This window comes from Pseudomonas sp. CM27, assembly GCF_013179515.1.
Classification (GTDB): domain Bacteria; phylum Pseudomonadota; class Gammaproteobacteria; order Pseudomonadales; family Pseudomonadaceae; genus Aquipseudomonas.
In genome coordinates, this window is sequence record NZ_JABMCN010000324.1 from 1 (window position 1) to 5,816 (window position 5,816).

At 65.0% G+C, this 5,816-nt stretch carries 5 protein-coding genes and 1 pseudogene; 4 read left to right on the plus strand and 2 right to left on the minus strand.

Features of this window, described 5'->3' with window-relative positions; genetic code table 11:
* A pseudogene (locus HP547_RS26785) lies at window positions 1-358 on the plus strand (3-ketosteroid-9-alpha-hydroxylase); the annotation flags it as partial.
* A 56-nt stretch (window positions 359-414) separates the two neighbouring features.
* Entirely contained in the window at window positions 415-588 is a 174-nt protein-coding gene (locus HP547_RS26790; protein ID WP_172227543.1) for a hypothetical protein, read from the plus strand.
* 138 nt (window positions 589-726) lie between these two features.
* Here HP547_RS26790 and HP547_RS26795 read toward each other — a convergent pair whose 3' ends face one another.
* Complete coding sequence (locus HP547_RS26795; protein ID WP_172227545.1) at window positions 727-1,551, minus strand: aldo/keto reductase; 825 nt, start codon at window positions 1,549-1,551, stop codon at window positions 727-729.
* Window positions 1,552-1,798: 247 nt separating this feature from the next.
* On the opposite strand from HP547_RS26795, the gene HP547_RS26800 reads away from it, so the two are divergent.
* Window positions 1,799-2,677: a DMT family transporter gene (locus HP547_RS26800; RefSeq protein ID WP_172227547.1), complete on the plus strand. Its 879-nt coding sequence runs from the start codon at window positions 1,799-1,801 to the stop codon at window positions 2,675-2,677.
* A gap of 12 nt (window positions 2,678-2,689) precedes the next feature.
* Here the strand turns inward: HP547_RS26800 and HP547_RS26805 are convergent, their stop codons facing one another.
* A complete protein-coding gene (locus tag HP547_RS26805; protein WP_172227549.1) occupies window positions 2,690-3,607 on the minus strand; it encodes a LysR family transcriptional regulator in 918 nt (305 codons plus the stop codon).
* A gap of 367 nt (window positions 3,608-3,974) precedes the next feature.
* Between HP547_RS26805 and katG the strand changes: the two genes are divergently transcribed.
* Window positions 3,975-5,816 (plus strand): catalase/peroxidase HPI (gene katG / locus HP547_RS26810; RefSeq protein ID WP_172288436.1); only part of this gene is annotated, 1,842 nt, incomplete at its 3' end.

The window sequence follows — 5,816 nt, forward strand, 5'->3', positions numbered from 1 at the left end:
GCTGAGCTCGATGTTCGGTGATGTGCGGGTGCATGCCATTCTGCTCAACAGCCACGTGCCGGTGGGCCCCGACAGTTTCGTGCTGCGCTTCGGTTGCATGGTCAAGCGCGTGCCGGGCTGGACCGAGGAGCAGAACAGCGAAATCGCCAAGGCCTATGTCATGGGCAACCGCGCCTCGTTCTACCAGGACGTTGACATCTGGAAGCACAAGGCCCGCATCGACAAGCCGGTGCTGGCCGAGAACGACGGCCCGGTGTACCAGTTGCGCGAGTGGTACCAGCAGTTCTTCACCGACGAGGACCAAGTGCCGGCGAGCATGGCCGAGCGGCGCGAGATTGTCACCGTGGACGAGCGCTGAGTGGCGCAAGGCCCCGCCAGTGCAGCTGGCGGGGATGCAGACCGAGGGTGCTTGCCATGAAATTGCAGAGCTTGCTGGTTTACTGCGTACCGTTGTCCGTGGTGCTGATCATCGGCTTCACCTTGCTGGCCTCCGCGGCGCCGGAGTCGGCCGGGGCCAAGGCATGCAGGCATATTCCGGGGTGCCTGAGCATCCTGCCGAGTTTTCAGGGGCTGCCGGGGGTGAGGTAATTGGGCGCAGCCGGTGCCATGCGCCGCGTTGAATTCTTCGCGGCGCTACGCGGAGCGCCCAGCATCAGTACTCTGCGCGGCAGCGCAGCCCAATGGGCTGGGCAATCTCCTAAGGTTTCAGATGGTGGGCGAGGCAGCTTAGCTGTTCCAGTCTGGCGCAAATACCGGGCTCACCACCCGCTGATCCTTCGGCAAGCCGGCAATCGCCGCGCGGTCCTCGTCATCCAGCTGCACCTGCAGGGCCGCCAGGTTGGCCAGCTGGTTTTCGCGGCTGCTGGCCTTGGGGATTGCCGCCACGCCGTCCTGCTCCAGCAACCATCTCAGCGCTACCTGGCTGGGCAGCACGCCATGCTTGCGGGCAATCGCCTGGATCACCGGCTGTGCTGCCGCCTGGCCACGGGCCAGCGGGGTGTAGGCGGTGAGCAACAGGTCGTGGCGGCGGGCGTAGTCGAGCAGCGGTTGCTGGTCGAGCAGCACGTGGTATTCCACCTGGATCGCCGACAGCGGGGCCCCCAGGCTTTCCACCACCTGGCGCAGCAGCCCCAGCGGGAAGTTGGCCACGCCAATATGGCGTGCCTTGCCCTCGTCGCGCAGCGCTACCAGTGTGTCGATACTGCGGGCCAGATCCCAGTCCTGGCCAGGCCAGTGGATGTGGAACAGGTCCACCTGCTCGGTCCCCAGGGCGCGCAGGCTGTCCTCCAGCGACTGACGCATGGTCTTGGGCTCCAGCTTGTCCCACCACACCTTGGTGGTCAGGTGGATCTGCTCGCGCGGTACGTCGCTGTCGCGCAGGGCCTGGCCGACGGCGGCTTCGTTTTCATAGGCGGTGGCGGTGTCGAGGTGCCGGTAACCCAGGTCCAGCGCCTGGCGCACGGCCTGGGTGCATTCGGCGCCGGTCATTGGCCAGGTGCCAAGGCCGATCGCAGGCAGGTCCAGGCCGTTACGGGTGGTGAGCCTTTGCATGTAAATTCCTTGTAGGGTTGAGCAGGGTGGCGCTCGATGGTCGGCGATCAGCGCGGTGCGGGCCATGCGTTCGCAGCGCAAAGTGGTCGATCAGCGAACAGAAAATGCAATTGGCCTGGACAAGCGGCATTTGAACTTCCTTATGCTGGGCTATCTCTTCTAGAATCCGAGCAGTTGCATCCGCCAGGCCAGGCCTGTGCGGCCTTCCCTGGGCGTTGCAACCTGCCGCGCCGTCATCGAGAGAGCCATGAGTTCCAGTACACCGCTGTCCGGCGTCAACCAACCCCTGCGTGGCATTGGCCTGGTGGTGGTGGCGACGTTCCTGTTCGCCAGCCACGATGCCTTGTCCAAATTCCTCGGCGGCCTGTACCCGATCATCATGGTGGTGTGGGCGCGGTATGTGGTGCATACGCTGCTGATGGCCGGCATCTTCCTGCCCAAGTCGGGCCTCAATGTGCTGCGCACCCGTCGTCCGCTGTTGCAGACGCTGCGTGCACTGAGCCTGCTGAGCACAAGCCTGCTGTTCACCACTGGCCTGCAGTACCTGCCGCTGGCCGAGGCCACGGCGGTCAACTTCCTGGCCCCGGTACTGGTGACGGCGTTGTCGGCGCCGCTGCTGAAGGAGCGGGTGACGGTAGGGCAGTGGGTGGCAGTGGTGATGGGCTTTATCGGCGTGCTGGTGGTGGTGCACCCGGGTGGGGCGATGTTCACGCCGGCGATCCTGTACCCGTTCGGCTCGGCACTGGGCTTCTGCTTTTATCAGCTGCTCACGCGCATCCTGGCCGCCCATGACAGCCCGACCACCAGCAACTTCTATGCAGGGCTGTGCAATACCCTGGTGATGAGTGCGCTGGTGCCGTTCTTCTGGGAAGTGCCGCGCTGGGACCATGCGCTGCTGATGCTGGCACTGGGCGGCTTCGGCATGACTGCGCACCTGTTGCTGACCCAGGCCTTCCGGCATGCGGCACCGGCATTGCTGGCGCCGTTCAGCTATTGCCAGATCGTGTTTGCCGGGTTGCTGGGGTTGGTGGTGTACAGCCAGGTGCCGGATACGCTGAGTCTGGTGGGGATTTCCATCATCTGCCTCAGTGGACTGGGGGCGGCCTGGATGCAGCGGCGCAAATAAAAGCCTCTATCGCTATGACGGCTGGGGGCCTGCAGCCATGAACTGCAAAATTCGCTCGCGCAGCCAGCGCTCGGCGGGGTCGTTGTCCTGGGCACCGCTCCAGACCATCGACAGCTCGGCCTCGGTGATCTCGAACGGCGCCGGATCGGCGCGCAGGCTGCCGTCGTCGGCCAGGGCGCAGGCAGCGTAGTCCGGTACGGTGGCGATCATCTCGGTGTTGCGCAGCAGGGCCCGCAGGCTGCCGAACTGCGGCACCGCCAGCACCACTTTACGGCAACGGCCGATGCGCGCCAGGTCAAGGTCGATGTTGCCGCTCATGTCGCCCGAGAACGACACCATCACATGCGGGCGGGCGCAGTATTCATCAAGGGTCAGCGGCCCCGGGCGGTCGTCGGCGCGTAGCACTCGCACGCCGATGTCGCGCAGCTTGCGGCGCTTGGCGGTGGCCGGCAGGTCGGTGGTGTAGCTCACGCCCACCGATATCTCGCCGCTGGCCAGCAGGCCCGGCATCAGCAGGAAGTTGGCCCGCCGCACCACCACGCTGATGTCCGGGGCTTCTTCGCGCAGGGCCTGCAGCAGGGCCGGAAACAGGCCGAACTCGGCATCGTCGGACAGGCCGAGGCGGAACACGTTGCAGCTGTTTGCCGGCTCGAATTCGCGAGCACGGCTGATGGCGGCGGAAATCACGTCCATGGCCGGGCCAAGTTCGGCGAAGATCTGCATGGCCCTTGGCGTGGGCTCCATGGCCCGGCCATTGCGAATCAGCAGCGGGTCGTCGAACAGTTCACGCAGGCGGGCGAGGGCGGCGCTGACCGTGGACTGGGTGATGAACAGCTTTTCGCCGACCCGGGTCAGGTTGCGTTCGATCATCAAGGCTTCGAACAGCACCAGCAGGTTCATGTCGACGCGGCGCAGGTCGTTGCGGTTCATGAGGGCTCGGGTTCCGGAGTGAAAGGCAGGGCGGTGTATTGAAGCACGGCGCAGCCCCGTGTGCCTTGTATGGATGTGCGGGGGTGTTGGCGGCGGTACGCACCGCAGTGAAAGAGCCAGCCTATCAGCACGCAACAGCCACTCTATTAGAACTCTGCCCAAGCTCGGCTAGTCTTTCCCCTGGCCCCGCGAATTCCGCGAGCGGGCGGCCTGTCAGCACCTGCGTGCAAGACCGCGCCAACCCGCCGTGACAGCTTCGCAAGCCCCGTGTAGACCTGATGAGGGGTAGCACGAGCCCACACGCTCGGCTGAAAGAACACCTGGCATAGACCGGAAATCTGGATAACCGACCCAAAGGTACCCGCAGATGTCGAACGAATCGAAATGCCCGTTCCATCAAACCGCAGGTGGCGGCACCACCAACCGTGACTGGTGGCCTGACCAGCTCAACCTGAGAATTCTTCACCAGCATTCCTCCAAATCTGATCCGATGGACCCGGACTTCGACTATGCCAAGGCGTTCAAGAGCCTTGACTTCCAGGCCCTCAAGCAAGACCTCAGCGCCCTGATGACCGACTCGCAGGACTGGTGGCCCGCAGACTTCGGCCATTATGGGCCGTTGTTCATCCGCATGGCCTGGCACAGCGCCGGTACTTATCGTATTGGCGATGGCCGCGGTGGCGCGGGCGCTGGGCAGCAGCGCTTCGCCCCGCTCAACAGCTGGCCGGACAACGTCAGCCTGGACAAGGCCCGGCGCCTGCTGTGGCCGATCAAGCAGAAATACGGCAACAAGATTTCGTGGGCCGACCTGATCGTGCTCACCGGCAACGTCGCCCTCGAATCCATGGGGTTCAAGACCTTCGGCTTTTCGGGTGGGCGCGCCGATGTGTGGGAGCCGGACGAAGACGTGTACTGGGGCTCGGAAAAGGTCTGGCTGGGCGGTGATACCCGCTATGGCAAGGAACAGGTCAAGGCCCAGCCGCCAGGGCAGGGCGACCTGGTCGCCGAACCTGCCAAGCGCCCGGAGGAAGAAAGCCGCGACCTGGGTGGCGAGCGCAACCTGGAAAACCCGCTGGCCGCCGTGCAGATGGGCTTGATCTACGTGAACCCGGAAGGGCCTGAAGGCAACCCTGACCCGGTCGCCTCGGGGAAGGACATCCGTGACACCTTCGGCCGCATGGCCATGAACGATGAAGAAACCGTGGCGTTGATCGCCGGCGGCCACGCCTTCGGCAAAACCCACGGCGCCGGCCCTGCCGACAACGTCGGCCCCGAGCCCGAAGCCGCAGGCCTTGAATTGCAAGGTCTGGGCTGGCCCAACAAATTCGGTACCGGCAAGGGCGGCGATACCATCACCAGCGGCCTGGAAGTGACCTGGACCTCGACCCCGACCCGCTGGAGCAACGAGTACCTCAACAACCTGTTCAACTTCGAGTGGGAACTGACCAAGAGCCCGGCGGGCGCGCACCAATGGCGGCCGAAAGAGGGCAAAGGGGCAGGCACCGTGCCTGATGCCCACGACCCGGCCAAGCGCCATGCCCCGTCGATGCTCACGTCCGACCTGGCGCTGCGCTTCGACCCGATCTACGAGCCCATCGCCCGGCGTTTCAAGGACAACCCGGAGCAATTGGCGGATGCCTTCTCTCGCGCCTGGTACAAACTGATCCACCGCGACATGGGCCCGCTGGCGCGCTACCTGGGCCCGGAAATGCCCAACGAAGAGCTGCTGTGGCAAGACCCGATTCCCAAGGTCGACCACCCGCTAGTGGACGAGCAGGACATTGCCGCGCTCAAGGCCAAGGTGCTGGCGTCGGGCCTGACGGTTGGCGAACTGGTGGCTACCGCGTGGGCTGCGGCGTCGACCTTCCGTGGCTCGGACAAACGCGGCGGGGCCAATGGCGGCCGCTTGCGCCTGGCCCCGCAAAAAGACTGGCGGGCCAACGAAGGCACCGCCAAGGTGCTGGCGGCGCTGGAGCAGATCCAGGCCGGGTTCAATACAGGTGGGAAGAAGATTTCACTCGCCGACCTGATCGTCCTGGCTGGGGCCGCTGCGGTGGAAAAGGCGGCCAAGGACGCGGGGCACAACCTCAACGTCGCGTTCCGCCCGGGGCGTGCCGATGCCTCGCAGGCGCAGACCGATGTCGAGTCGTTCGCCGTGCTGGAGCCCCTGGCTGATGGTTTCCGCAACTTCAGCAAGGACCGATACAGC